The organism is Caulobacter sp. UC70_42 (assembly GCF_044056025.1).
GTDB lineage: Bacteria > Pseudomonadota > Alphaproteobacteria > Caulobacterales > Caulobacteraceae > Caulobacter.
The window spans coordinates 5330354-5352272 of record NZ_CP171994.1; the positions used below are offsets into that span (position 1 = coordinate 5330354).

Consider the following 21919-nt stretch of genomic DNA (forward strand, 5'->3'; position numbering starts at 1 on the left):
AACCGTTCGCGCGTCCGCCGCGAGCGTTCGGGGCGAACATCAATCCGACTCTCATCCGACGGCGCGCGCCGCGCGCGCCTTAGCGCCTTCACATCCAATGCCTGGAGCTTTCCATGCCCTCGCAAGAGGACGCCGTTGCGCGTCCATGCATCATCATGGCCGAGACCGAGGTCGAACGCCTATCCACCCTGGCCCTGCAGATGGAGCCGGTCGCGCCGCTGGCGGCCGGCATGTTGCTGCGGGAGATCGACCGCGCCGAAGTCCGCGCCGATAGCGATATGCCCGACGACGTCGTCCGCATGCGCTCGACCGTCCGGTTCGAGGACGACGCCCACGGCGCGGCCCGCTCGGTGCTGCTGGTCTATCCGAAGGAGGCCGACATCGCCGCCGGCAAGATCTCGGTCCTGTCCCTGGTCGGCGCCGGTTTGATCGGGCTCTCCGTCGGGCAGTCGATCCAGTGGCCCGATCGCGACGGCCACGAGCGCTCGCTGCGCATCCTCAAGGTCGAGCCGCCCGGCTGCATCATATTCTGAAGGGAGGGCTTGCCGCTGGGTAAGCCTTTCCAATCCCCGCGCCGGTCCGCACACTCTTCGACAACGAGAAGAAGGGAGAGAGCGATGCTGGAAGGACTGCGGGTCGTCGAGCTGGCGACCTATATCGCCGCCCCCGGCGCGGCCGGCGTCATGGCCGACTGGGGCGCCGAGGTGATCAAGGTCGAGTCGCCCGAGGGCGATCCGATGCGGCGGTTCTTCGACACCATCGGCTCGGACCAGGACGCCAACCCGATCTTCGAGCTCGACAACCGCGGCAAGCGGGCCGTGGTGCTGGACATCCGGTCCGACCTTGGGCGCGACGCCCTGAAGGCCCTGGTGGCGACCGCCGACATCTTCCTGACCAATGTCCGTCCCGCCGCCCTGGCCCGCGCCGGTCTCGACCACGAGACCCTGAAGGCGATCAATCCGCGCCTGATCTATTGCAGCCTGACGGGCTACGGCCTGACCGGCCCGGATCGCGACAAGCCGGGCATGGACGTCGCCGCCTTCTGGTCCCGCGCGGGTGTCGGCTCGATCACCGCGCCGAAGGGGACCGAGCCCTTCCCGATCCGCACCGGCATGGGCGATCACGTCACCTCGCTGGCCACGGTGTCGGCGATCCTGGCGGCGGTCCACGAAAGACAGCGCACGGGCGTTGGCCGATTGGTCGAGACCTCGCTGCTCCGTGCGGGCGTCTACGCGATCGGCTCGGACATGGCGATCCAGCTGCGGTTCGGGAAACTGGCCTCGACGCGGGGGCGGCGCGAGGCGGTGCAGCCGCTGGCCAACTTCTACAAGACCGCCGACGGTCGCTGGATCTGCCTGTTGCCCCGCCAGGGCTCTGTCGACTGGCCGCGTATCGCCGCCGCCGCCGGCCGGCCGGAGCTGGTCCAGGATCCCCGCTTCGCAAACGCCAAGACCCGCCGCGAGAACGGCCAGGCGCTGGTCGATATCCTCGACGAGGCCTTCGGCGCCATGACCTATGACGCCGCCGCCGAGGCCCTGGACGCGGGCGACATCACCTGGGCGCCCTACCAGACGCCGCGAGAACTGGTCGAAGACGCCCAGGCCGAAGCCGCCGGCTGCTTCGTCCACACCCCCGATGGCGCGGGCGGAGCGTTCAAGGCCCCCGCCGCTCCGGCCCGCTTTCCGGGCGCGGAGGACGGTCCACGCGGCCCGGCGCCGAAGTTGGGCGCGGACACGGCTGCGGTGTTCAGAGAGTTGGGCTGGTCCGAGGATCAGGTATCGGCGCTAACCAAGCTCAGCGCTGCTTGACCTTGTCGTTGGCGTCGGCCAGCACGCGCAGCATCTCGGCCGAGAACATAGAGCTGGCCAGGCGCTGACCGCCGCCCATGCTCGAGGCGCCCGAGCCGCCGAACGGGTTGGCGGCGTCCTGCGAGCCGCGCAGGATCAGGTCGACCATCGCCTCCTGCTGGCGGATGCGCTCCAGACGGCGACCGCCGGCATATTGCATGAAGCCCTGGTCGCCCTCGGGCAGCTTGACGGTGTCCGGCTGCTCGGTGACTCGCGTCGCGCCGCCGGTCCTGGTCAGGTTGGCATAGACCTCGCCCACCGTGGCGGCGCGGCCGTCCTTGTAGAAGATCGACCTGTTGGCCTGGGCCGCGTCCGGGAACATCGCCGCGGCGCTGGCGCCTGGCGAGGCGGTGGCGGCCTGGATCAGGCGCGCCGAACCTGCGGGCCCCAGGAAGTGGGCGGCGTAGAGCTCGCCGGCGGTCGGGTTGCGCCCCACCCGGCCCCGCAGATACGAGGCATGGTCGGAGGCCAGCTCACCAGCCATGAGCGAGGCGGCGTGCGGGTCGGCCTTGAGGCCCAGCACGGCCTTGCGGGCCTCGTCGCCGTCGACCCGATAACGGCCGTCGGCGCCTTGCGAGATCAGATCGGCATAGCGGGCGTACCCATACTTGGAGCCGTGCTTCTTCAGCGTCGACAACCAGGTCTGGTCGACGAACTGGAAGAGCCCCGAAGCTGAAGAGGTCCGGGCCCTGGCGGCCGGGTTGAACCCGCTCTCGCGTTTGGCCGTGCCCATCAGGAACGTGAAGTCGACCCCGGTCGCGCTGGAGGCGCGCTGGATCGCCGACTCGACGACGCTGCGGATGGAACTGACGGCGGGCATGGGCCTCAGGAGTCGGCGACTATGGTTAATTCGCGATTAACCACACTGGCCCACCGGCCCCCGGATGACGACATGCCGCATCCGCTCATACAAGCGTAAGACAAATCGCCACACAGATTACGATTGTCAATTTACAGCGTGACGGGTTCGTGTTGAGCTGATCCTACAATTGTAATTCAGCGTAGGAGATCGACATGAACCTGGCTCTCCATCCCAACGGCTCCGGCATCCCCGGCCTGGATGACACGCCGCGCAAGCCGTCGAAGGCGCTGGTCATCGGCATCGCCGTGTCGGCCGCCGCGCACCTGGCCCTTATCGGCTACCTAGCCTACACCAAGTACGTCACGCCGCTGCCGATGGCGCAGGAGGATCCGGGCTTCAGGCTGGAGTTGCCCTACGCGCCGCCGAAGCCGCCCCCGCCTCCCCCGCCGACGACCCAGCCGCCGCCTCGGAACCAGATCCGGTTACACACGCCAATTCCGACACCCATCCCCGCACCCGATCCCCTCCCCATCAAGCCCGTGGAAATTCCTCCCGGTCCGACCGTCACCGGCCCGCCGGTGATGCCGACGATCCCGGCCGCGCCGGCGCAGCCCCCCGCGCCCCAGCCCAAGGTGATCACCCGCGCCAACTGGCTGCGCACGCCCTCGGCGGACGAAGTCTCGCGCTACTATCCGGAAAGCGCCCAGCGGCGCGGCGTGTCCGGCTCGGCGACGTTGAGTTGCACGGTCGCCATCAACGGCGCGGTCCGCGATTGCACGGTGGCCACCGAGACGCCTCCCGACGAGGGCTTCGGCGGCGCGGCGCTGAAGATTTCGCGCTTCTTCAAGATGAAGCCGCAGATGGAGAACGGCCAAGCCGTGGACGGCGCCGACAGTCCGCATCCCGATCCGGTTCAGCGCGGGCGCCTGAAGCCCTCCTCCGACGCTGAAACGGCGGCCGGGTCGCCAGCCTTCCGCGACCCGGCCTTTTCTTTGCTTGTCGCGCGTCCGGGCGGCGAACCGCGCACACTTCGCCTGACGCGCTCGCGATCTCAATAGCTTTTCGGCAGTCCCAGCACCCGCTCGGCGATGAAGTTCAGGATCATCTCGCGGCTGACCGGCGCGATGCGCGCGATCATCGCCTCGCGGAAGTAGCGCTCGACGTCATATTCCTTAGCGTAGCCCATGCCGCCATGGGCGAGAACCGCGTTCTCGCAGGCGTGGAAGCCAGCCTCGGCGCCCAGGTATTTGGCGGCGTTGGCCTCGGCCCCGCAGTCCTTGCCCTGGTCGTAGAGGGCGGCGGCCTTGAAGGCCAGGAGGTTGGCGGCCTCCAGTTCGGCCCAGGACTTGGCCAGAGGATGAGCCACGCCTTGGTTCTTTCCGATCGGCCGGCCGAACACGATCCGCTCGTTGGCGTAGGTAGTCGCCTTGGCCAGAGCCGCCCGCCCCAGGCCGATGGCCTCGACGGCGAACAGCACCCGCTCGGGATTGAGGCCGTGCAGCAGGTAGGCGAAGCCCTTGCCCTCCTCCCCGACCAGATCCTCGGCCGGGACGAACAGGTCCTCGATGAAGAGCATGTTACACTCGACAGCCTTGCGACCCATCTTCGGGATCGGCTTGGCCTCGATCTTCTCTGCGTCGGTGTAGAACAGCGACAAGCCTTGGTGCGGCTTGGCGCACTGGTCCTTGGGCGTGGTGCGGGCGATGATCAGGATCTTGTTGGCGCGCTGAGCGCCGGTGGTCCAGATCTTCCGCCCGTTCAGACGATAGCCGCCGTCGACCTTCTCGGCGCGGGTCTCCAGGCTGGAGGTGTCCAGGCCCGAGTTCGGCTCGGTCACGGCGAAGCACATCTTGTCCTCGCCCGAGATGATCCGGGGCAGCAGGCGATCGCGCTGCTCGTCCGAGCCGAACTTCACCAGCGGCATCGGGCCGAAGATGTTGAGATGGATGGCCGAGGCGCCCGAGAAACCCGCGCCCGACTGGGCCACGGTCTGCATCATCACGGCGGCCTCTGTCAGGCCCAGGCCCGCCCCGCCGACGCTTTCCGGCATGGCCACGCCCAGCCAGCCGCCCTCGGCGATGGCGGCCACGAATTCCTCGGGGAAGATTCCGGTCTCGTCCGTGCGGCGCCAGTATTCATCGTCGAAGGCGGCGCACACCTTGGCCACGCCCTCGCGGATGGCTTCCTGCTCTTCGGTCAACCAGAATCCGGACATCCGGCCCTACTCCCCTGCGTTGTCAGCTCTCGGACTTCTCGAAACGGCGCGCGTCCATGACAGCGGCGTCCGGGCCCGGGTTATCGCCATTCAGATACGCCGCGACCATGTGAGCCACAAGCGGCGCGAACAGCCAACCGTTTCGCCGCGCGCCCACGGCCAGCAGGACTCCGGGCGCCCGGCTCCAGCCCACCAGCGGCAGACCGTCGGGCGTGGTGACGCGGACGCCGACCTCGACCTTAGCCGCGTCGAGATCCAGTTCCGGCCGCAAGGCCCAGGCCGCGGCCCGCAACCCTTGGGTCGCCGAGGCGTCCGGCGCGAGGTCGTCGCGGCCAGCCTCCATGGTCGCGCCGATGGCCAGACCCTCGCCCGGCGCCAGATAGACGCCCTCGCCCCGCACGACCATGTCGCCGGTCTCGGCGGAGACCCGCAGGATCTGGCCCTTGATCGGCGCGAGAGCCTGGGTCTCCGGCGCCAGGCGGCCGGCTCGCGCGCCAGGGCCGGTGGCCAGCACCAGGGCGTCGAACGCTTCGACGCGGCCGTCCGCTAGGGTCAGGACACCGGGGGCGAAGGCCTCGACCGTTCCGGCCTCGAACCGCGCCCCGGCGGCTTGCGCCGCCGCGCGCATCGACGCCAGCGCGGGACGCGCCTCGATACGCCAGTCCTCGGCGGTCGCGTCCGCGTCGGGTAGGCCGAGGGCCGCAAGTCGCTCGCCGACTTGGCCGCGCCAGGCATCGGAGCCCTCGAACCGCACGCCGGCGCGAGCCAGGACGATTCCAAGGTCATCCGCGAAGGCCGGCCACAGGTCGCGGGCGCGACGCATGATGGAGAGGTGCCCGCGCGAGGCGGGATCGAACAGCGCCTCGCTGACCGGCGCCAGCATGCCGGCGGCCACGCCCGAAGCATTGTCGCCCGGCGCGGCCGGATCGAACACGGTGAGCTTGAACCCGGCTCGCGCCAGGCGCAGCGCCAGGGCGGATCCGAATGCGCCGGCGCCAGCCACGGCGATACGCGCGCCTGAATGAAGTTTCATGGCGCGCAAACACCTTTCAGGCGCACGAACGTCAAGTCCGGACCGACCATGTTCGTTACTCGATCTATTCATCATTAACGATAGTAAATCGAGCGCGACACTTTGGCGCGAAGACCCGTTCCGTGCACGTCCGTACGTGACGATGCAGCCAAGCTGTGTCTATACCCGTTAACATTGGCATGAAGGCCGCCAAGCGGCGCAGATGGAATAGAGGCGGATGAACGATCGACCCGCAGTCGAACCAGCCCACCCCGTTGATCTCTATGTGGGCGCCCGGCTGAGAATTCGCCGCAAGATGATGGGACTTTCCCAAACCCAGGTCGCCGACGCTCTGGGCATCACCTTTCAGCAGATCCAGAAGTACGAGCGTGGCGCCAACCGCATCAGCGCCAGCAAGCTCTATGATGCCGCCAAGTTGCTGCAAGCGCCTGTCTCCTACTTCTTCGAGGGCCTCGAGAATACCGACGGCGGCATCGACGATGGTTTCGCCCAGCGTATGACCGAGTTCGTCTCCACGCCCGAGGGCCTGGAGCTGGCTAGCCTGTTCCCGCGCCTGTCGGATCGCCGCCTGCGCCGCCGGGTCGTCGACCTGGTCCGCGCCATGGTGGACGACGAAGCGCCCTAAACGGCTTCCACTCAGTACCGCTTTCGAAGGGCCCGCGATGCGTGAATCGCGGGCCTTTTCGCATCCGGAACCGCCCCTCCGCGCTCGCCGTTGATCCGACGACGGAGCGGCGACGAGGGCCAACGACATGCCACGCGACACGGTCGATCTTCAGCCGGTCTCGCCCGGCCTTCTCTATGTCAATGACGACGATCCCGGCTTGCGGCGGATCAAGAGCGGCGCGGGTTTCGACTATCGCGATCCCGACGGCGATCCCGTCGATGACGCCGGAACGCTCGACCGCATCCGCGCCCTGGCCATTCCGCCGGCCTGGACCGATGTCTGGATCTGCCCCTCTCCGCACGGTCATATCCAGGCCACCGGCCGCGACCAGAGGGGCCGCAAGCAGTACCGCTATCACGACGGCTGGCGGCGCGACCGCGACGGGCTGAAGTTCGGTCGCATGATCGCCTTCGGCCGCGCCTTGCCCAAGCTGCGCGTGCAGGTCGAAAAGGACCTCGCCCGCCGCGGCCTGCCCCGCGACAAGGTCGTCGCCGCCGTGGCGCGGCTGATGGAGCTGACCCTGATCCGGGTCGGCAACGAGGCCTACGCCAAGGAGAACAAGAGCTTCGGCCTGACCACCCTGCGCGACCGCCACGCCAGGCTGTCCAGCGTCGGCGGCACGTTCCAGTTCAAGGGCAAGAGCGGCGTGGTCCACACGACCGGCTTCCGCGATCGTCGTCTGGCCCGCATCGTCAAGGCCTGCCAGGACATCCCCGGCCAGCGCCTGTTCCAGTATCTCGACGAGGACGGCCAGCGCCGCACCGTCGAGAGCGCCGACGTCAACGCCTATATCCGCGCGGCGATGGGCCAGGACTTCTCGGCCAAGGACTTCCGCACCTGGGCCGGCACCCTGGCTGCGGCGCGCGCCCTGTGCCTGATCCCCAAGGCGACCAGCGCTACGGAAGCCAAGCGCAACGTCAACACCTGCGTGAAGGCGGTGGCCGGACTGCTCGGCAACACCGCCGCCGTCTGCCGAGGTTCGTATATCCATCCGCTGGTGCTGGAATCCTATCAGCAGGGCGTGCTGCCGCTGAAGCCCGGCCGCTCGGAGCGCGCCTTCGAACTGGCCACCATCCGCTTCCTGGAAGCGGCGCAGGCCTCGTGCGCCGAAGCCTAGAGCCTGTCTCAAGCACTTGGAGCGTGGCAGGCGCCGAAACCGCTCACACTTTCGGCTGCCACGCTCCAGCGGAACGCCCGCGCGCCGAGCGTCGTTGAGTCGGCTCGAACGGAGAAAACGCCCATGGCCGCCGGCCGTCCCACCTGGCAGGGCCACCTGCGCCTGTCGCTCGTGACCTGCCCCGTCGCGATGTACACCGCCACCGACGCCGGCGGCGACGTGCGCTTCAACATGCTGCACAAGAAGACCCACAACCGGATCCGGATGATCCCGACCGATCCGGACCTGGGCCCCATCGAGCGCTCCGACATCGTCAAGGGCTACGAGTACGAGAAGGGCGAGTACGTCGTCATCACCCAGGACGAAATCGACGACGTGCGCCTGGAAAGCACCCGCACCATCGATATCGAGACCTTCGTACCGGCGGCCGACATCGACCGGCTCTATTGGGACAATCCGTATTTCCTGGTTCCCGACGGCAAGCTGGCCGCCGAGGCCTATGGCGTGATCCGCGAGGCGATGAGCAAGGAAGGCCAGGTCGCCCTGGGCCGCGTGGTCATGCACCAGCGTGAGCGCCTGCTGGCCATCGAGCCGCGCGACAACGGCATGATCGCCTGGTCCCTCCGCAATCGCCGCGAGGTGCGCGACGCCGCGACCTATTTCGACGCCATCCCCGACAAGAAGCCCGACGCGGCGATGATCCAGATCGCCCAGAAGATCATCGAGCAGAAGGAAGGCCCCTTCGATCCCGAGCAGTTCAACGACCGGTATGAAGACGCGTTACGGGCGCTGATCAAGGAAAAGCAGAAGGGCAAGGGCCGAAAGGTCTCCGCGCCGGAACCGCCCGAGGACACCAATGTGGTGGACCTGATGGAGGCGCTGCGGAGCAGCCTGGGCAAGGCTCCGGCGAAGGCTGGAGCGGCCCCAAAAAAAGACGAGCACGCACAAGGCCGCGCCGAAGAAAAGGGCGGGTTAGGCGGGCTTGCTCAGCAGTTCTTTCAGGCGCGGGCCGGCCTTGGCGGCCATGGCCTCGCCCACGGCCGCGGCGGCGTTGGCCGGGCGGATCATCACCTCGAATTCCTTGATCCTGCCGGCGTCGTCGAAAGAGATGATGTCGATGCCCTTGAGCTTCTTGTCGCCGACGCGCGCGCTGAACTCCAGCACCACCGACTCATGGCCCTCGGACCAGAATTCTCGATGATAGGCGAAGTCCTCGAAGATGGTGTTGACCGTGGCGATGATGTGCACGAGCGGCTCCACGCCCGGATACGGCGTGAAGAACGCCGGAGAGCGGAACACCACCGTTTCGGCGGCGAGGGGCCGTAGGCGATCAAACTCGCGTTTTTCCAGCAGGTCGTGCCAGGTTTCCAGCGTTTGCAGCGCCTGTTCGCGGGCCATACCTTACCTCCCTATGATCCTGGCGGTAGACGGCGCCGGATAGCGGTACTGTAAAATCCGCGAGACCGCCGTCAACGCCGCTAGCCGCGCGCCAGCTTCCTGATCGCCGCCCCCAGGTCCCGCTCGCTCTCCGCATAGGCGTCCCAGGCGTCGAGATCTTTCACCATTCCCGGCGCGGTCCGGATGTTGAACCGCGACGGGTCCAACCCCTTGCGAACCTGCGTCCACGCCACCGGCCAGGACACGGGCGCCCGGGCCGCCCGCGCGGCGACAGCGGCGCCACCGCCGTGCTCATCCGGTCATTGCGCAGATAGTCGAGAAAGATCTTCCCGCCCCGGTCCTTCTTGGCCATCGAGATCAGGTACTGGTCGGGACTGTCGGCGGCCATCCGGGCGCAGACCTCGCGGGCGAAGGCCTTGGCGGCGTCCCAATCGACCTTGTTCCCTTTCAGCGGCGTGACCACGTGCAACCCCTTGCCGCCGGTTGTCTTGCAGAATGGGACCAGGCCCAGGGCCTCAAGTCGGTCGCGGATCTCGCGCGCGCCCTCGACAACGACGTCGAACGAGACGTCCGGAGCCGGGTCGAGGTCGAAGACCAGCCGTCCCGGGATCTCCGGCGCGCCCTCTCGGCAGTTCCAGGGATGCAGCTCGGTCGCGCCCCATTGCGCGGCGGCGACCAGGCTCTCGACGGTATTGAAAACAAGGTAGGGCTTCCGATCGCCACTGACCGTCACCTCGTCGATCAAGGCCGAGACGCCCTTGCCCGAATGGCGCTGGAAGAACGTCTCGCCGCCGATGCCGTCCGGCATGCGGATCACCGAGCAGGGCCGTCCCTTGACGTGTTCCAGCATCCACGGACCGACGGCCTCGAAATATTCGGCCAGATCGAGCTTGGTCCCCGGCGCGCCATCGCCGGCGTCCGGCCAAAGCGGCTTGTCGGGATTGGAAATCGCGACGCCCAGCACCGAGGCCTTGCCGCCGGCGCGCTTCGCGGATCCCGCCTTGGGCTGAGCCAGCGCGATGTCTTCGACCGGCGCGGGGGCCTCGGCCTCGACCGCCTTCGCCGGCTTGTCCTCGCGCAATCCCTTGAACGACGCCTGTCGCACCGAGCCGTCTCCCGTGAAGCCCGCGAACTCTATCTCGGCGACCAGCTCCGGCTCCACCCAGTGAATATCCGCCCCGCCGCGCGGCGCGCCCTTGCCGCCGAAGGGCGAGGTCTTCCGCGCCAGCGCCTTCAGGGCCGGCAGCAGCTTGGCCACCTTGTCGCGGCCAAAGCCCGTCCCGACCCGGCCGACATGGGCCAGCTCCCCCTCGTCGTTGTAGATGCCGACGATCAGCGAGCGGAGCGCGTCGCCGGTCGTGGTCCAGCCGCCGATCACCACCTCATGGCCGGCGCGGCACTTGGCCTTGGTCCAGGTCGCGCCCTTGCCCGAGCGATAGGGCGCGTCGAGCTTCTTGGAGACCACGCCCTCAAGCGACATCCGGCAGGCCGACTGAAGCACCGCCTCGCCGCCGCTGGCGAAATGCTCGACATAGCGGATGCGCTCACCGTCAGCCGGCAGCAAGGTCTTAAGCCGGTCCTTGCGGTCCGACAGCGGCAGATCGGTCAAGTCCTGGCCGTCGGCGTACAGCAGGTCGAAGGCGAAGAAGATCAGATCATCGGTCTTCTCCTCCGACAGCGCCGCCTGCAGCCCGGCGAAGCTGGGCGAACCGGCCTCGTCCAGGGCCACGACCTCGCCGTCGATCAGGGCGTCGGGCAGGTCCTTGGCGTCCTCGATCAGCTGCGGGAAGCGCTGGCTCCAGTCGAGGCCGGTCCGGGTGCGCAAGGTCGCCTTGCCGCCCTCGACACGAAGCTGCATCCGGTAGCCGTCGAACTTGATCTCGTGCACCCAGTCGCCGCCGCCGGGCGGGCGATCGACCAGCTTGCACAGCTGCGGCGGGACGAAGTCCGGCATGGCGGTCTTTGGCGCCGTCTTCTTGACCGCCTTGGCGACCGGCTTGGTCTTGGCCGCCTTGCCCTTCGGCGCGCCAGCGTCCTCGGCGGCCTTTTCTGCGCTGGCCTCGGGCGAGTTCGTGCTGCTCCAGACTGCGTCCGGCGTCGGACCAGCCTTGGTCATGAAAGGCGTCGGCGCCTTGCCCTTGCCGGCCGCGATGTCTTCCATCGTCCGGCCCGAAGCGATCGAGAAGGATGTGTCCTCCAGAAAATCGAGATCGCCCTCGATAGCGAACGCGTCGCGATGCTTGATCAGCAGCCAGTTCTCGCGCTTGCCGCCCTTGCCCCCCTTGGCGAACTTGTCGTTGTTGATCCGGACGAGGACCCAACCGCCCTTCATCCGCTCGCCGGCGAAGACCAGCTTGATCTCGCCCTTCTTGAGCCCCTTCTCCAGGTCGAAGCCCGGCTCCGGCGCCCACCAGCCGCGGTCCCACAGCATCACCGTGCCGCCGCCGTACTGGCCCTCGGGGATCGTGCCCTCGAAATCGCCATAGGCCAGCGGGTGATCCTCGACATGGACCGCCAGACGCTTGTCGTGCGGATCGCGAGACGGGCCGCGGGTCACCGCCCACGAGAGAAAGACGCCCTCGTGCTCCAGCCGCAGGTCGTAGTGCAGCCGGGTGGCGTCGTGCTTCTGGATGACGAAGCGCGCCCGCGCCGAAGCCGCGACATCGGCCTCGCCGGAAGGCTCGGCCGTGATCTTGAAGTCGCGCTTGGCCTCGTAGGCCGACAGCTTCGGCGCGGTCATCGTCTATTCGCCGTCGAAGACTTGCGGTCGCGCGTCATCCTCGTCGACGCCATCGCCGGCGTCGGCCTCTTCCTCGAGGTCGACGATCTCATCGTCGTCCAGCTCCTCGCCAATCAGCGCGTCGTCGTCGTCCTCGTCGCCCTCGGCCTGGGTGACGTCCAGCACGTCGGGCAGTTCCTCGAAGGTGCGGAACTCGCCGTCCTTGCCGATCACGTCGTCGTCCATCGCCTCGGCGCCGTCCTGCTCGTCCCATCCATTGTCGACATCGGTCATGGCTGTCTCTCCTTTGCCTAGAGCAGGAATGGCTGGAGTCCGGCCGGCGTTCCGGTCCCTTCACGGCCCAAGTCATCCCGCGATGGCGCCGCGATCCAAATCCGAGGGCGTCCCCTCTCATCCGACGGGACTATCGCCAAATTCGCACCAATGATGTGCCCCTCCGCCGGATAATCCTGGCGCTCCCCGCGTCCTAGATTTCCCCTGCCGCGAACTGTCCTCGCGGCGCGGAGCGAGGTCCATGAATATCCTCTATTCCACCCAGGTCACCGCCGTTGGCGGACGCGACGGCTGGGTCGGCAGCATCGACGGCGCATTGAAGGTCAATCTGTCGACGCCCAAGGCCCTGGGCGGTCGCGGCGGCGCGGGCAGCAATCCTGAGCAGCTGTTCGCGGCGGCCTATGCCGCCTGCTTCCTCGACGCGCTGCGCGCCGCCGCCGCCGAACTGAAGATCGCCGTCGCCGAGGACGCCAATGTCACCGCCACGGTCGCCATCGGCCCGTCGCAGGAAGATCCGAAGCTGGCCCTGCGCGTCGGCCTTTCGGTCGATCTGGCCGGTCTCGATCCGGATAAGGCCAAGGCTCTGGTCGCCCACGCCGACGCCCTCAGTCCCTACTCCCGCGCCCTGCGCGAGGTCGTCGAGGTCAGGATCCAGTTGACGTAGCGTCGTTTCCCTTGAGCTTGGCGGCGCGTCGCGCTTCGATCGCCCTGGCTCGCCTTTGGCGACTCGCTGGGGAACCGTCGCATGCCGCATCTGCCGGACTTCGAGGCCTGGGCGATCTTCGCCAAGGTGGCCGAGCGCGGCTCGTTCTCGGCGGCGGCCGAAGAGCTGGGCCTTGCCAAGACCACCGTTTCCAAGGCCGTGACCCGGCTGGAGGAGCGGATGCGCACCACCCTGCTCCACCGCACCACCCGCCAGTTGTCCCTGACCGAGAGCGGCCGCGCCTCGCTGGACCGGGCGCTGCGCATCCTCAACGATGGCGAGGCGGTCGAGGCCGAGATCCTCGAGGAAGCGGCCATCCCGCGCGGCCTCATTCGCCTGGCCTGCACCGGCGCGTTCGGGGTGCGGACCCTGGCGCCGCTGATCCCGGAGTTCCTCAAGCGTTACCCGGAGATCGAGCTCGACCTGCAGATCACCGACACCAAGATCGACCTGATCGCGGACGGCTTCGACGGGGTCATCAAGGTGGGCCAGTTGGCCGACTCCTCGATGCGCGCCAGCCGGCTGTTTTCCCACCGCCTGCCAGTGGTCGGCGCGCCAGCCCTGTTCGACAGATATGGCCGTCCCGAACAGCCCGAAGACATCCTGAAGATGCCGATCATGGTCTACACCCATGTGCGCGAGGCTCAGGAGTGGCGGTTCTTCCATCCCGTGCACGGCGAGCGCCTGGTCATGGTGCAGGGTTCGATCCGGATGAACAACGGCCTGGCGGCGGTGCCCGTACTGCTGGAGGGCCTGGCGATCACGCTTCAGCCCGAGGTCTACATCTGGAACGAACTGCAGGAGGGACGCCTGGAAGAGGTGCTGAAGGAATGGACCCTGGTTCCGGTTCCCGTGCATCTGGTCACGCCACCGGGACGCGCCCGACCAGCGCGCCTGCGGGTGCTGCTGGAATTCCTGCGCGAGAACTTCTCCAAGCAGCCCTGGGCGCACGGGATCGAGCACTGATCGACCGCGCGACGCGCTCGACGAACGGCGATTAGTGCGGTTTTGGAAACACTGAAGAACCGAAACACCGGATTATCGGCCGATCACCGCCAGCCTATCCCTTTGCTCAAGGAAACACACACCCCGGAGCAAGACGATGGACGGCAGCAAGATCCAGGTCCGCAGCGAAACCCAGGACCGCGACCTCGACGCTCCCGACATCGCGCGCGGCGGTCTGGCGCCCTGGCAGGCGCGGATGGTCGAGGCCCACATCGACGGCAATCTCGACCGCAACATCACGGTCGAGGAACTGGCCGGTCTGGTCCGTCTGTCGATCAGCCATTTTGGTCGCGCTTTCAAGCAGAGCTTCGGCGTCGCTCCGCACGCCTACATCACGGGCGAGCGCATGGCGCTGGCTCGCGAGCTGATGCTGACCACCAGCGAGCCCCTCTCGCAGATCGCCCTGACGGTCGGCCTGGCCGACCAGAGCCACCTGTCGCGCCTCTTCCGCCAGCATGTCGGCCAGAGCCCCTTGGCCTGGCGACGGGCCCGCTGGACCCCGACTCAGGCCGGAATCGCCCTGCAGGTCGAGTTCGCGGGAAAGTCTGCTTTCGGGACGGTCGTTAACGCTTTTTCGCCCAGCTTGACCGTTCCGCGGGCGGCGAATCCTTGAAAATCCCCGGCTCACGGGCGTTTTGTCCCCGTGAATCGGCTTTTTAACCTTCCCTAACGGGTGACAAACGCGATCCGTCTCGTCAGGCTCACATTTCCCTGATTCACAGGAATGAGCTTAGAGATGACGAACGTTTCCGATCTGGTCGACGCCGCTGTCGCCGCTGACGACAAGCTGACCAAGACCCAAGCCAAGGCCATCATCGACGGCGTCTTCAAGTCGATCTCCGACGCCGCCGTGAAGGGTGAAGAAGTCTCGATCCCGGGCTTCGGCAAGTTCAAGGTCCAGGCCAAGCCGGCCCGCACCGGCCGCAACCCGGCCACGGGCGCGACCATCGAAATCGCCGCCAGCAAGAAGGTCGCCTTCACGCCGGCCAAGCAACTGAAGGACGCCGTCAACGGCTAACTTCAGCGAGGAAGCGGACACCCTAAAGTGTCCGCTTCCCCACGCTTCCCTTCACGCGCGACGTTGAGCCTCATGCCCTCGTCGCGCGTGAAGACTATCTAGAACAAAATAAGAACGATAACGTGCCGCGCATGGCCGTTCTCGATCTCAGGCGCAAGCTCGCCATCCTCTCCGACGCCGCCAAGTACGATGCGTCCTGCGCCTCGTCCGGAGCCGAAAAGCGCAGCTCAGTGGGTGGCAAGGGCGTGGGCTCGACTGAGGGCATGGGCATCTGCCACGCCTACGCTCCCGACGGTCGCTGCATCAGCCTGCTGAAGATCCTGCTGACCAACTTCTGCATCTACGACTGCGCCTATTGCATCAACCGGGTGTCGTCGAACACGCCCCGCGCGCGGTTCACGGTGAAGGAGGTCGTCGACCTCACCCTGAACTTCTACAAGCGCAATTATATCGAGGGATTGTTTCTGTCGTCGGGCGTCATCCGCACGGGCGACTACACGATGGAAGAGATGGTGCGGGTGGCGAAATCGCTGCGGCTGGACCACGACTTTCGGGGCTATATCCACCTGAAGCTGATCCCGGAAGCCTCGCCCGAACTGGCGGCCGAGGCGGGCCTCTATGCCGACCGGGTGTCGATCAATATCGAGCTGCCGCGCGACGACAGCCTGGCCGATCTCGCGCCGGAGAAAAGTCCGACCGACATCAAGCGCGCCATGGGCCGCATGCGCCAGGCCATCGACGATCATGCCGAACCCGCCAGGAAAGCCGGCCGGCGATCGTTCGCGCGCAGCCAGTCCACCCAGCTGATCGTCGGCGCCGACGACGCCAGGGACGGCGACATCCTGGCCCGCAGCGCCAACCTGTACGGCGCCTATCGCCTGGGGCGAGTCTACTACTCGGCCTTCAGCCCGATCCCCGACGCCAGCCACCGTCTGCCCCTGGCGCGGCCGCCGCTGCTGCGCGAGCATCGCCTCTATCAGGCCGACTGGCTGATGCGGTTCTACGGCTTCGAACGACCCGAGATCGTCGCCGAGGGCGAGGACCTGGATCTTACCGTCGATCCCAAGACCAGCTGGGCGCTGCGCAACCGGGCCAGCTTCCCCGTCCACGTCCAGACCGCCGACAAGGAGACGCTGCTGCGCGTGCCGGGCCTGGGCGCCAAGGCCGTGGAGCGCATCCTGGCGGCCCGGAAGGTCACGCGCCTGACCCTGGACGACCTCAAGCGCGTCGGGGCCGTCCTGAAGCGCGCCAGGGCCTTCGTGGTCACCGCCGACTGGACCCCGGGCGCCCTGGCCGACCGCGACAGCCTGAAGGCCGCCTTGGTCCCCCCCACAGCAGCTGAGCCTCTTCTGATGCGAGTGGCGCGGCTAGCGTCCGAAATCGACTTCGCCGGCTGGCGCGCGGCCGCGCGGGCGCTGCGCGCGGAAGGCGTGGCGCCCGAAGCCGTCGTGTGGACGGTGGAGCGGGAGCTGTTCGATCTCGAAACCCCGCTCGCGCCGTCGGGGGCGTCCGCGAACTTCACCGTCCCCGCCGCCTTCGTCGAACTGGCCGAGCAGGTGGTCCAGAACCGCGCGTCGGATCGCTTCGCGCTGCTCTACCGGATCCTCTGGCGGCTGGAGCGCGAGCCCAGGCTGATCGACAATCCGGCCGATCCCGACATGACCCGGGCCCGCGACATGGCCAAGGCCGTCAGCCGCGCGGCTCACAAGATGAAAGCCTTCCTCCGGTTCCGGCTGGTGGAAGGCGCGGCGACGGAGACCTACGCCGCCTGGTTCGAGCCGGCCCACCGGGTCACCGAAGCCACCGCGCCGTTCTTCGTGCGCCGCTTCACGAACATGGACTGGACCATCCTGACGCCCGACGCCTGCGTGGCCTGGGACCGCCAACGGCTGACGGTGTCCGAGGGCGCCGATCCCGCCGACGCGCCGTCCGAGGACGCCCAGGAGGAGCTATGGCGCACCTACTACGCCTCGATCTTCAACCCGGCCCGCCTGAACCCCAGGCAGATGCGCCAGGAGATGCCCAAGCGCTACTGGCGGAACCTGCCCGAGGCGGCGCTCATTCCGGAGCTGATCGAAACCGCCCAGGAGCGCGCCGCCGCCATGGTCGCCGCCGGTCCGTCCAAGCCGCCAGAACGCAAGCTGAAGGCCGCCCTGCGCCACGCCCGCGACGCCTCCTACGACGGTTCGCTGCCGGGATCGCTAGACGACATAGCCACCGGGGTGGAGGTCTGTCGCCGCTGCGACCTCTGGCGCGACGCCACGCAAGGCGTACCGGGTGAAGGCGCGGCGCGCACGCCCTTGATGTTCGTCGGCGAACAACCCGGCGATCAGGAGGACTTGGCCGGCCGCCCCTTCGTTGGGCCGGCGGGTCAGGTGTTCGAAAAGGCTCTGGCGGAGGCCGGCGTGGCGCGCGACCGGACCTATGTCACCAACGCCGTGAAGCACTTCAAGCACGCGCTACGCGGAAAGCGGCGCATTCACAAAACGCCGGATCGCGGCGAGGTCACCGCGTGTCGCTGGTGGCTGGACGCCGAGCGCCGGCTGGTCAAGCCCAGGGTGATCGTCATGCTGGGCGCGACGGCGGCGCTGGGCGTGATCGGCAAGCCCACGCCGATCGGCGCCAATCGCGGCAAGGCGCTGGCGTTGCCCGATAAGACCCAGGGCCTTGTCACCTATCACCCGTCGTTCCTGCTGCGCCTCCCGGACGCTGAGGCCAAGGCGCGAGCGTATGCGGAATTCGTGGAGGACCTGCGGCTGGCGGGGGAACTCGCCCAGCTGATCTAAGAACTTGTCATCCCGGCCTTGGCGAAGCGTAACGCCGGGTCCCAGGGCGAGCGCACTGAGCTCGGCCCTGGGTCCCGAGACAGCCCGCGCGGCTTTCGGGATGACAAGCTGTCGGTATGGACTAGTGAGCGGCCTTACCGCCGTATTGCGCCATCAGCTCTTCCTTGCGGGCCTTCAGGCGTTCGCCCATGGCGTCGAGATCCTCTTCGCCCTTCTTGGCCTGCGAGAACAGGCCGCCGGGCTGTTCCTCCTCCTTGACGTGGTGCTTGATGTACTCGCTCAGCACCTTCACCTTGGCGTCGTAGTAGTCGTCGCTGGGCTTCATGGCCTCGATCTCGGCGATCAGCTTCTTGGCCCCGTCATGCTCGACATAGGCCTCGTCCAGCATGTCATCGTCGACCTCGCCGCGTTCCTCCGGATAGAGGATCTCTTCCTCGATCTGGGTGTGGACCTTCAGGGCCAGGGCGATCTTGCCGAACAGGGCCAGCTTCTCGGCGTCTTTCTCGAGCTGTTCGTACTCGTCGAACATCTGCTCCACCTCGCGGTGGTCCTTCTTCAGCAGGCTGATCGCCAGCGGATCGCGGCGGGCGGTGCGACGCGTGCGGCGCGGCTTAGCGGACTTGGCGGTGGTCTTGGCGGCGGCGGCCATGGAAAGTCTCCTAGGATGTCCCCCGACCGCCAACCAACTCGCACGCCTCGGCTCGCGTTCCTTCTGCGATAAACTCTTAATTAAAAAGCCCTTTTAGCGCCTCGGCAGTGTCAGGCGCCCGACATTCAACCGCTTCCCGCGACCGGGATCTGCGATCCCGAAATATGGCCGGAAGAGAGGCTCCTAAGCCCTGGCTCGCCCATTGGCGCCCGAGAACACCGCGTCCAGCTCCGTGGCCAGCCGTTCGATCCGATAGGGCTTGATCAGCACCCGCCGCCCCTCGTTGGCGGCCGCAGCCGCCGCGGCGCTGTAGCCCGTTGTCAGGATCACCGGCAAATCAGGCCGCAGCCGCGCGATGTCGCGCGCTAGGTCGAGCCCGCCGATGTCTCCCGGCATGACCATGTCGCTGAACACCAGGTCGAAGGCGACGTCCTGGCGCAGGATTTCCAGCGCCGAGAGGGCGTCACCGGCCCGCACAACGTCGTAGCCCAGTTCGCGCAGCATCTCCTGAACCAGCTGGGCGACGCTGTCGTCGTCCTCGACCATCAGGATGCGCCGCTCCTCCGAGCTCCTCCTGCGCGGCGCGACGGGCGCGGTCTCCTGGGCCATGGCCTTGGTCGAGCGTGGGATGCGCATCCAGACCGTCGTACCCTCGCCCAGGACGCTCTCGATCCCCGCCTCGCCGTCCGACGAGCGCGCGAAACCATAGACCTGCGAAAGCCCAAGGCCCGTGCCCTTACCGACCGGCTTGGTGGTGAAGAACGGTTCGAACAGGCGGCTCAGCACCTCGGGCTCCACGCCGACCCCGGTGTCGCGGATCGACAGTCGCACCATGTCGCCCCGGCCGTCGGGCCTGCCGGATGGCTCGTTGCGTCCCTCTATGATGATCGCGCCGCCCTCGGGCATGGCGTCACGGGCGTTGATGGCGATGTTCAGCACGGCCACCTCAAGCTGCGACGCGTCGACCTCGACCCGCCACAGGTCCGGAGCCAGCCGGATCTCGACCGTCACGTCCTCGCGCAGGGAGCGGTCCAGCAAGGTGTGCATGCCGCTCAGCCGCTTTTCGATATCGACAACCTCGGGCTTCAGTGGCGCGCGGCGCGAGAAGGCCAGGAGCTGCTGGGTCAGGCTGGCGCCGCGGTCTATGGCTTGGCGGATACCCGCCGCGCAGCCGCTCGCGCCGGGTCGGATCGGTGGTCCGCTCCAGCAGGTCCATGCCGCTGGAGGCCACCATCAGCAGGTTGTTGAAGTCATGGGCCACGCCACCGGTCAGTTGCCCCATGGCCTCCATCTTCTGCGACTGGCGCAGGGCCTCCTCGGCCTTCTCGCGTTCGCGGGTCTCGCGCCTCAGGCGGCGATAGGCCTCCGCCTCGCGGGCGTTGGCCGCACCCAGCACGCCGATCAACAGGGCGGCCATGACGATGAGCAGCGCGAAGCCCGCATAGCGCATGGCGCGGCGGCCGGGTGATTCCAGCACCGTGCGCAGATACACCGAGCCCAACACCGTCTCACCCTCGGTGACCCGCGAGGTCAGAATCAGCCGCGCGCCATCGTTGCGCGGCGGCCCCAGGACATTGCGCGCCGGCGGCGGCGCGCGCCCCGGCCCTCACGTAGCTGGCGGCCAATTGCCCCTGCATGTCGTAGGCGGCGACCGCCTCGACATCGGGGTTGGAGCTCTGGGCCCCGACATATTCTCGCGCCGCGGAACGATCGTCGAAGGCGAGCGGCGCGGCCATGCTGCCGGCCAGGATTCGCAATTGCACCTCGGCTTGGCGGAAGCGCTCCTGCTGACCCAGATGCTCGTTATAGGCGGCCAGGGCGAACGCGGCCGCGACGATGGCGATCGCCAAACCGATCGCCATGGAGACGGTCAGGGCGGGGCGCCAAGACAGGCGACCAGTTGACGACGTCATCGGCCGGTCTCCCTCGGCTGCGCCGCCAGCGCCAATAGCTTGGAGCTGACAGTCAGGCCCGCGGCCTGGGCCGCGTCCGCGCGGATCGCGAAGCGGATGCGGCTGTCGACCGTGACGAACTGGACCATCGCGCCCGGCGCGTCGAGACCCTCGTCGGCGACCGTGAGCAGCGGCTGCCCCGCGATCATGGCCAGCATCTCCCGCGGTGTCTGGGTGTGAGCGGCGGCCAGGAACAACATGTGGCAGGGCGGGCTCTTGGCCACGGCGGGCATGCGCACGACGACGATCGGATGTTCGTCGACCCGCGCGCCGCGTACGGCGTGATCGACCATCTCGCCGAACGGGTCTCGGCCGGCGACGCACAGGCGAAACGGGCTGGAAGGCTTATCGAAGGCGAAGGCGGGCCACCCGACGAAAGCGGTGAGCTTGTAGAGATAGGCGGCCTTGACGGCGTAGGTCGGATGGCGGGCTTCGGGCTGAGCTACAGAGGGAGGTTCGCTGGCCTGGGCGACGCCGGTCATGGCGCACAGCACGCACAGCGCCGCGATGACGCGCAACGACGAAGCGCGCCATCCAGGGGTTTGCCCCGGGGCGCTCGGCGGGAAGCCCAAGACCATACGCCAGTCCCCCTTAGCGATCGTAACGCGAAGCACGACCGTTTCGATCCCATCCCCGTGACATTTTGGAGGCAGGGCCTGGAGAAGGGGAAGAGCATATCGGCGCGGCGGCGCGAACAAGCAAAAAGCCCGAGGCGAACCCCGGGCTTTTCAAAGGCTTGCGATGGTACCACCTCTCGGGCTCGAACCGAGGACCTCTAGATCCACAATCTAGCGCTCTAACCAACTGAGCTAAGGCGGCGTATCGCGAGGCGCTGTCTTTAGTCGGATCGGCCCCCAGGATCAAGCGCCGAACCGGACGATTTTCACATGAAAACGCCCCTCCAACAAGAAAACGCCCCGGAGTTCGAAACTCCGGGGCGCTTCTTTGTCGTTTGCTTGCGTCCAGCCCCTATTGCGGGACTTGGAACACCAGCGGGACGGTCACCTGGCCACCGTCGACGGGCGCGCCGTTCGAGGGTCTTCGGCTTCATCCGGAACAGGCGCGACAGCTTGATAGCTGCATCGCCAAAGCCCATGTCGGCGGGCGATTCCGAGACGATCGAACAGCCTTCCAGCGTACCGCGAGCCGTCACGGTGCACGAGATCGTCGCACGACCGCTGACTTCCATCCGTTGAGCACGGTCCGGGTAGTACCGGGCCATGTCATCGCCGGAGGGCTTGCGGGCCCAGTCCGGACGCGTGATGACCGACGCGCGAGCCGGCGGAGCCGTCGGCACCGGCGGGACCGCCGAGATCACCGGCGGAGCCGTGGTCTCGACCCGCTTTTCAACGGGCGGGATCGGCAGCGGCGGCGGCGGCGTCACATCCGGAGGCGGAGCCACCGGGGGACGCGGCTGGACCACTGCCGGAGGCGGCGGCGGCTCGTTGGTCGGCGGCGGCGGCGGAGGCGGCGGCGGAGGCGGCGGCGGAGGCGGAGGCAACTCCACATCCACGGCTTCGTCCGAGTACTCCTGGAACACCGCTTCGAACTTCTGCTTCGCCAGATAGGCGAAGAGCAATCCGTGCAGACCGCAGACCACGATCAGGGCGACGCCGAATGGCCCCATGCCCTTCTTGCGACGCGGGCCGTCCGAGGTGAGCGGATCGTAGTGGCGATGCTCGGGCGTATTTTGTTCAGCCATGCAGCACCCCTA

21 protein-coding genes, 1 tRNA gene and 2 pseudogenes are annotated in these 21919 nt (G+C 67.6%); 12 read left to right on the top strand and 12 right to left on the bottom strand.

Features of this window, described 5'->3' with window-relative positions; all coding sequences use genetic code 11:
• The first annotated feature begins 113 nt into the window (after positions 1–113).
• Positions 114–533, top strand: a complete 420-nt coding sequence (gene rnk, locus ACHMW8_RS26915; RefSeq protein WP_395444352.1) for a nucleoside diphosphate kinase regulator — start codon at positions 114–116, stop codon at positions 531–533.
• A gap of 84 nt (positions 534–617) precedes the next feature.
• Positions 618–1808 carry a CaiB/BaiF CoA transferase family protein gene (locus ACHMW8_RS26920; protein WP_395444353.1) on the top strand — a complete coding sequence of 397 codons (1191 nt, stop codon included), beginning with the start codon at positions 618–620 and terminating at the stop codon, positions 1806–1808.
• Here the strand turns inward: ACHMW8_RS26920 and ACHMW8_RS26925 are convergent.
• The gene (locus tag ACHMW8_RS26925; protein ID WP_125158798.1) at positions 1795–2667 is read right to left on the bottom strand and encodes a transglycosylase SLT domain-containing protein; all 873 of its coding nucleotides are present in this window, start codon (positions 2665–2667) and stop codon (positions 1795–1797) included. The two genes, ACHMW8_RS26920 and ACHMW8_RS26925, sit on opposite strands and share 14 nt — an antisense overlap.
• A 194-nt stretch (positions 2668–2861) precedes the next feature.
• Between ACHMW8_RS26925 and ACHMW8_RS26930 the strand changes: the two genes are divergently transcribed.
• On the top strand, positions 2862–3707 hold the full coding sequence (locus ACHMW8_RS26930; protein ID WP_395444354.1) for a TonB family protein: 846 nt from the start codon (positions 2862–2864) through the stop codon (positions 3705–3707).
• Here ACHMW8_RS26930 and ACHMW8_RS26935 read toward each other — a convergent pair.
• The gene (locus tag ACHMW8_RS26935; protein WP_125158800.1) at positions 3701–4864 is read right to left on the bottom strand and encodes an acyl-CoA dehydrogenase family protein; all 1164 of its coding nucleotides are present in this window, start codon (positions 4862–4864) and stop codon (positions 3701–3703) included. The genes ACHMW8_RS26930 and ACHMW8_RS26935 overlap by 7 nt on opposite strands.
• Positions 4865–4886: 22 nt before the next feature.
• Positions 4887–5897 (bottom strand): NAD(P)/FAD-dependent oxidoreductase, encoded by a 1011-nt coding sequence (locus ACHMW8_RS26940; RefSeq protein WP_395444355.1) that lies wholly within the window; start codon positions 5895–5897, stop codon positions 4887–4889.
• Positions 5898–6114: 217 nt separating this feature from the next.
• On the opposite strand from ACHMW8_RS26940, the gene ACHMW8_RS26945 reads away from it, so the two are divergent.
• The 3 genes from ACHMW8_RS26945 (at position 6115) to ACHMW8_RS26955 (ending at position 9007) form a co-directional block, all read left to right on the top strand.
• A complete protein-coding gene (locus ACHMW8_RS26945; protein WP_125158802.1) occupies positions 6115–6522 on the top strand; it encodes a helix-turn-helix domain-containing protein in 408 nt (135 codons plus the stop codon).
• 127 nt (positions 6523–6649) lie between these two features.
• Positions 6650–7681 carry a DNA topoisomerase IB gene (locus tag ACHMW8_RS26950; protein WP_395444356.1) on the top strand — a complete coding sequence of 344 codons (1032 nt, stop codon included), beginning with the start codon at positions 6650–6652 and terminating at the stop codon, positions 7679–7681.
• A gap of 123 nt (positions 7682–7804) precedes the next feature.
• Positions 7805–9007: a Ku protein gene (locus ACHMW8_RS26955; RefSeq protein WP_395444357.1), complete on the top strand. Its 1203-nt coding sequence runs from the start codon at positions 7805–7807 to the stop codon at positions 9005–9007.
• Positions 9008–9239: 232 nt separating this feature from the next.
• Here ACHMW8_RS26955 and ligD read toward each other — a convergent pair whose 3' ends face one another.
• Both ligD and ACHMW8_RS26965 read right to left on the bottom strand, forming a co-directional pair.
• Complete coding sequence (ligD, locus tag ACHMW8_RS26960) at positions 9240–11819, bottom strand: DNA ligase D (RefSeq protein WP_395444358.1); 2580 nt, start codon at positions 11817–11819, stop codon at positions 9240–9242.
• A gap of 3 nt (positions 11820–11822) precedes the next feature.
• Positions 11823–12092: a hypothetical protein gene (locus tag ACHMW8_RS26965; RefSeq protein WP_125158807.1), complete on the bottom strand. Its 270-nt coding sequence runs from the start codon at positions 12090–12092 to the stop codon at positions 11823–11825.
• A gap of 241 nt (positions 12093–12333) precedes the next feature.
• On the opposite strand from ACHMW8_RS26965, the gene ACHMW8_RS26970 reads away from it, so the two are divergent.
• The 6 genes and pseudogenes from ACHMW8_RS26970 to ACHMW8_RS26995 all read left to right on the top strand — a co-directional run bounded on the left by ACHMW8_RS26970 (position 12334) and on the right by ACHMW8_RS26995 (position 17604).
• Positions 12334–12756, top strand: a complete 423-nt coding sequence (locus ACHMW8_RS26970; protein WP_395444359.1) for an Ohr family peroxiredoxin — start codon at positions 12334–12336, stop codon at positions 12754–12756.
• A gap of 81 nt (positions 12757–12837) precedes the next feature.
• Positions 12838–13761, top strand: a complete 924-nt coding sequence (locus tag ACHMW8_RS26975) for a LysR family transcriptional regulator (protein ID WP_395444360.1) — start codon at positions 12838–12840, stop codon at positions 13759–13761.
• A 136-nt stretch (positions 13762–13897) separates the two neighbouring features.
• The gene (locus ACHMW8_RS26980) at positions 13898–14413 is read left to right on the top strand and encodes a helix-turn-helix transcriptional regulator (protein WP_395444361.1); all 516 of its coding nucleotides are present in this window, start codon (positions 13898–13900) and stop codon (positions 14411–14413) included.
• A 123-nt stretch (positions 14414–14536) separates the two neighbouring features.
• Positions 14537–14818 carry an HU family DNA-binding protein gene (locus tag ACHMW8_RS26985; protein WP_066682603.1) on the top strand — a complete coding sequence of 94 codons (282 nt, stop codon included), beginning with the start codon at positions 14537–14539 and terminating at the stop codon, positions 14816–14818.
• Positions 14819–14949: 131 nt separating this feature from the next.
• A pseudogene (locus tag ACHMW8_RS26990) lies at positions 14950–16171 on the top strand (putative DNA modification/repair radical SAM protein).
• Positions 16171–17604, top strand: a complete 1434-nt coding sequence (locus ACHMW8_RS26995) for a UdgX family uracil-DNA binding protein (protein ID WP_395444362.1) — start codon at positions 16171–16173, stop codon at positions 17602–17604. The pseudogene ACHMW8_RS26990 and the gene ACHMW8_RS26995 overlap by 1 nt, the downstream one beginning before the upstream one ends.
• A gap of 121 nt (positions 17605–17725) precedes the next feature.
• Here ACHMW8_RS26995 and ACHMW8_RS27000 read toward each other — a convergent pair whose 3' ends face one another.
• The 7 genes and pseudogenes from ACHMW8_RS27000 to ACHMW8_RS27030 form a co-directional block, all read right to left on the bottom strand.
• Positions 17726–18253, bottom strand: a complete 528-nt coding sequence (locus ACHMW8_RS27000; RefSeq protein WP_395444363.1) for a hemerythrin domain-containing protein — start codon at positions 18251–18253, stop codon at positions 17726–17728.
• A 183-nt stretch (positions 18254–18436) separates the two neighbouring features.
• Positions 18437–19300 (bottom strand): ATP-binding protein, encoded by an 864-nt coding sequence (locus tag ACHMW8_RS27005; RefSeq protein WP_395444364.1) that lies wholly within the window; start codon positions 19298–19300, stop codon positions 18437–18439.
• A complete protein-coding gene (locus ACHMW8_RS27010) occupies positions 19200–19757 on the bottom strand; it encodes a hypothetical protein (protein ID WP_395444365.1) in 558 nt (185 codons plus the stop codon). The genes ACHMW8_RS27005 and ACHMW8_RS27010 overlap by 101 nt, the downstream gene beginning before the upstream one ends.
• Positions 19758–19761: 4 nt before the next feature.
• Positions 19762–20166, bottom strand: a complete 405-nt coding sequence (locus ACHMW8_RS27015) for a CHASE sensor domain-containing protein (protein WP_395444366.1) — start codon at positions 20164–20166, stop codon at positions 19762–19764.
• The gene (locus ACHMW8_RS27020) at positions 20163–20723 is read right to left on the bottom strand and encodes a YfiR family protein (protein ID WP_395444367.1); all 561 of its coding nucleotides are present in this window, start codon (positions 20721–20723) and stop codon (positions 20163–20165) included. The genes ACHMW8_RS27015 and ACHMW8_RS27020 overlap by 4 nt, the downstream gene beginning before the upstream one ends.
• Before the next feature lie 224 nt (positions 20724–20947).
• Positions 20948–21024: transfer RNA gene (locus ACHMW8_RS27025), tRNA-His, on the bottom strand.
• A gap of 150 nt (positions 21025–21174) precedes the next feature.
• Positions 21175–21907, bottom strand: a pseudogene (locus ACHMW8_RS27030) (energy transducer TonB).
• Between the last annotated feature and the right edge of the window lie 12 nt (positions 21908–21919).